We start from the raw sequence: 4115 nt of genomic DNA, 5'->3' as shown, positions 1-4115 counted from the left end.
GCATCCGTTAGATAAGCAGCATATCAAACTGACTTATGTAACTCATTTTTACTGCAATCAGGGAAATATGGATTCTGTTGAATCTTTGTTGAAGGAATATGAATCTTACCCTGATGATATTAAAGATGCAGTGGAGTTTGTCATCGTCGATGATTGCTCGCCATTAGAGTATGACGTAAAAGATTATGATTTGAATTTCACGTGGTTAAGAATAACCACTGATATTCAGTGGAATCAGGCTGGCTCTCGGAATCTGGGGGTGACATACGCGAAGTCAGACAAGATTATCATTACTGATTTAGATTGCTTGCTGCCGGCAGAAACCCTGCGTTATTTGGTGAATGCCCGTAACCCTGGCCGTTCCCTGTATCGTATCTACCGCACAGATGAAAAAACAGGTAAAGCCTATCGTGGTCATCCTAACCTGTTCTTCATGTCCAGAGCACGGTTCTTTAGGTTGTATGGGTATGATGAAGAGTTCGCTGGCCATTATGGCTCGGAGGATTATCGGTTTGTGAAGTTCCATAAAGATCATGGTAGCACACCACGTTATCTGCCTAAGCAGTACCGGTGCATTGAGCGTAATGTGGATAGGAAGAAAAGCTACCATTCTCTGGATCGTGATTTGACTCATAACGCCCCGATTGATGACCGGAAGAAGAGTGAAATTGCACGGTTTGGTGCAGAATATGGCCATAGCCGAATATTCCTTAACTTTAACTGGGAAATTAAAAAAGTGCATTCACGTGTGCCGACGGTGCCTGAACGCAAGCTTTGGTGGCGACCATTATGGTGGTTCCGTTACTTGTTTAGATCACTGGCAGCATAACGGCACTCGCCACAAAATATTGCCATAGCTAGCGGTTATCTGATGGTTGGTTATGGCGTAAATTGGGGCTGCTATCCTTTGCGAAAAGGTATCTGATAGCCTCAACTGATTATCAATTCGAAGTGAGTGACTTATGATTTCTCCGGTTTCTACTTCTTTGCCCGGCTCAGCGCCAGTGCATCGATATGTTGGCATGTTTTCCTGTGCTACGGCATTCCTGTTAGGTATTGGTCTACCCACTTCTAATTTCATAATGAATTTGTCGATGGTGTTAGCTGTCATCTGTTTGCTGCTGAACCGCGATACTCGCTATGTGAAAACGTTGGCAAAGAATCCGTTGATTTGGTTGCCTGCCATTATGTTCATGCTGCTGGCACTGTCGTTGCTCTGGCAGCACAACCTATACGGCAAAGTGATGGTCAGCAAGTACTCCAAATTACTGTATATCTTACCGTTAGCGATGTTCTTTGTGCTGTCACGTTCATTGGCTGGCTATTTTGCCAAAGGTTTTTTACTGGCAAATGCCGTTATCCTGGCAGCCAGCCTGTGGGTTGGTCTTCTCCATCTGCCGCTGGGGCATATTGATCCACTGAATCCCTCTGTGTTTAAACTGCAAATTACGCATAATTTTTTTATGGCACTGGCTGCCGTTATCTGGCTTGCTCTGGCTTTTAGAAGCCAAGGATGGAAGCGTTGGGGTTATGGTCTGTTGGTGTGTTTGGCTATCTATAACATTGTGTTTATGGTGCAAGGCCGCACCGGCTATGTTGCATTGGCCGCGGCATTTGGTCTGTGGGGGTTACTGTCACTGTCAATCCGCCAGCGCTTGGCGATGGCCGTTTGCGCATTTATCGTCGCGGCCATTGTACTTATGGTGCCTAACCGGGCGGTAGATCGGTTGCAGCAGGGCGTGACTGAGGTTAAAACCTGTCTGGCCGTCTCGAATGGTGATGCTAATGTTTCCTGTGACAGCTCGATGGGGCTACGTACCGCATTTATGCTCGCCTCAGTGAAGTTGATTGAGGATGCGCCGGTATTGGGGCATGGGGCCGGGGGTTTTTGGTATTCTTTCTCGCAAAGTGCGTATAGCATCAATCCACATAATGAATATTTGATGCAGACAGTTCAGTCGGGATTGATCGGGTTAGCCTTATTCCTGGGATGGATGTGGTGCTATTTCCGCTCCGCATGGCGTTTATCTGCTCAGGTTAGAAATGTGCTGATTGCATTACTTGGTGCCTATTTGGCTTGCCACTTGTTTAATTCCTTCTTACTCGACTCTTCAGAAGGGCATCTGTTTATTATTCTTACGGCGATAGTTGCCAGTTATTCAGTTCTGCCGCCGAAAGAGCAAAATGAAATCAGTAGTCAATAAAGTTGGCTGTGAAATAAATAAGACAGGTGCCCGATGTGGCACCTGTTCTTTATCTGTTTATTCCGGTGTTGCCGTGGCTGAAGTGATGCCTAAACTGTTGTATCCCTCTTTAAAACCAAATACCTCTAAAAACTCATAAACTATTGAATACATATGGTATGGTGAGAAAAACAACCAGGCAAAAAGTGATAATAAAACCATAATGGCAACTAGCAAGAATTTATCCAGCAGCACTTTTCCTCCTTGTATTTTTTGGCTTCATAAACCTTGCCGAATTGATCTTTTAGGTCTAATACGCAAAGTACAATAACGATAACGTAAAACCATATAAAAATCATGGACAGAGTGAGCGAAAATGACTTTTTAGTCACTAGATCACCCAATTCTATGCAATATATTATTTCCCTCACCTTTGCTTTAGCACAGGTCTGTACAGTCGCCATGATAGCGATGCTCCAGTAGATGCTTCAGCCAATGATGCAGAAAATACGGTGTTCAGATGGGAGATATCAGTAGTAAGGACGACAGTGCTGCTGTATATGCGGGTAATCAGGTTAATCGCCTGACGCGATACCACCGTGTGACCTTAATGGGTCATGTTGTCGTTTTAATTGGTTGATTATCATGTTATTGCCATTGTTGAACAACCGGCACGACCCTGAAGATGAACCAATAAAAAGCCCTCAATGATGAGGGCTATAGACTAACGGTTGGCTTTATCATCAGCCTCATCGAGCAGGCCTTTGGCTATTTTGCTGGCATCCAGATAACGTGCTGAGTGTAAGATGCCGCTAAGCGTCTCTCGGACACTGGCCAGGAACTGATCGTTATCTGACTCATTAGCACATTCAACCATTAACGCGACAAGCAAAGCTTCATGGGCGATCAGATGATCTTCACCAGGTAAGTTTGCATCAGTTTCACCTTTGTGAGCGCGGACAGATGTTTGATTAAGTGATGACATAAAACTCCTTATTTAATAATTGAGTAACTCCCTGACTACTATAGCGGGATTTCTATTTATTGCTATCGTATAAAAATACAGGTGAAATTTATCCACCTGCATAGTGAGATTGGCTAAATTAGATAAAACCTAATTATTTATTGACCAAAGTCGACATCACATGCTTGATAAAACGCATTGCCTGAGTCTGCAACAATCCATGCCAGAATAATGACGTGATGGCCTTTTTTACCTTTAGGTAAATGAACCTTATGCTCGATTTTAGCCACTAACTTATCGTTGTGCGAGTAATAAGGAACATAAGGATAGATATCCTCATAAAACGGTGCTGGCTCTAATTGAGCCCGTGTAATACGTTCTGCTGGGTTCCAATCATCTTTGGTAATAAACCAACGATAACCACGAGTAACATGAGCAACAGTGTAGGCCCAATATATATCAAGGTCACTGCCTGGGTTAACCACGATAGTTGGCCAGGTAAAGTTATCATTAGGGTGACCGATAGACCGTAGCTTGTGTTGCATTTCTTTATCGGTGAAATTCACCACCTCTCGATTACCGCGGTGACCACCACTGAGAATAAGGCCATCAGGAGGTGGTGGGTTGCTCCAACTATCCATTTCGTAAGGGGGGGCGAAAGAACCGCCTGTCAAATCAGGGAAGTTTTTTCCTCCTTCCATTTCATTATTTTCCCATTCAGCAATCAATCCTAAATCAGTTGCTACCAAGCCTCGTGTTTGAGGATCAGTGACCCGGCCATGCCGAAGTTGTAATTTATTGTTACTCATGATTTTTACCTCGATAGTTAAGTGTTTGTTTCGATTTTTATGCAACAATATATAAGTATTAATTGGTAATATTGCAGTTTGATACTTTGTAAATAACCTTATTCTACTGTTTATTTAATTATCAAACTTATTATTAATTTGTTTTTTGATAAATATAGT

The 4115-nt window shown here is 43.2% G+C and carries 5 protein-coding genes; 2 read left to right on the top strand and 3 right to left on the bottom strand.

From position 1 onward, the window contains the following. Nucleotides 1-829: glycosyltransferase family A protein (locus V1952_RS20425; protein WP_420075427.1), on the top strand; the 829-nt coding region annotated here is incomplete at its 5' end. Nucleotides 830-962: 133 nt separating this feature from the next. After that, a complete protein-coding gene (locus V1952_RS20420; RefSeq protein WP_420075426.1) occupies nt 963-2204 on the top strand; it encodes an O-antigen ligase family protein in 1242 nt (413 codons plus the stop codon). Nucleotides 2205-2261: 57 nt separating this feature from the next. On the opposite strand, the gene V1952_RS20415 is transcribed toward V1952_RS20420, so the two are convergent. The 3 genes from V1952_RS20415 to V1952_RS20405 all read right to left on the bottom strand — a co-directional run bounded on the left by V1952_RS20415 (nt 2262) and on the right by V1952_RS20405 (nt 3956). Continuing rightward, a complete protein-coding gene (locus V1952_RS20415; RefSeq protein ID WP_372559241.1) occupies nt 2262-2438 on the bottom strand; it encodes a hypothetical protein in 177 nt (58 codons plus the stop codon). A gap of 469 nt (nt 2439-2907) precedes the next feature. Next, complete coding sequence (locus tag V1952_RS20410) at nt 2908-3168, bottom strand: hypothetical protein (RefSeq protein WP_083158556.1); 261 nt, start codon at nt 3166-3168, stop codon at nt 2908-2910. A 137-nt stretch (nt 3169-3305) separates the two neighbouring features. Continuing rightward, nucleotides 3306-3956, bottom strand: coding sequence for a lytic polysaccharide monooxygenase auxiliary activity family 9 protein (locus V1952_RS20405; RefSeq protein WP_372559239.1), 651 nt, complete (start codon nt 3954-3956; stop codon nt 3306-3308). Between the last annotated feature and the right edge of the window lie 159 nt (nt 3957-4115).

It is taken from the genome of Yersinia sp. 2542 StPb PI (assembly GCF_048593855.1).
Taxonomy (GTDB): Bacteria; Pseudomonadota; Gammaproteobacteria; order Enterobacterales; family Enterobacteriaceae; genus Yersinia; species Yersinia enterocolitica_E.
This window is presented reverse-complemented; position numbering and strand designations above follow the sequence as displayed.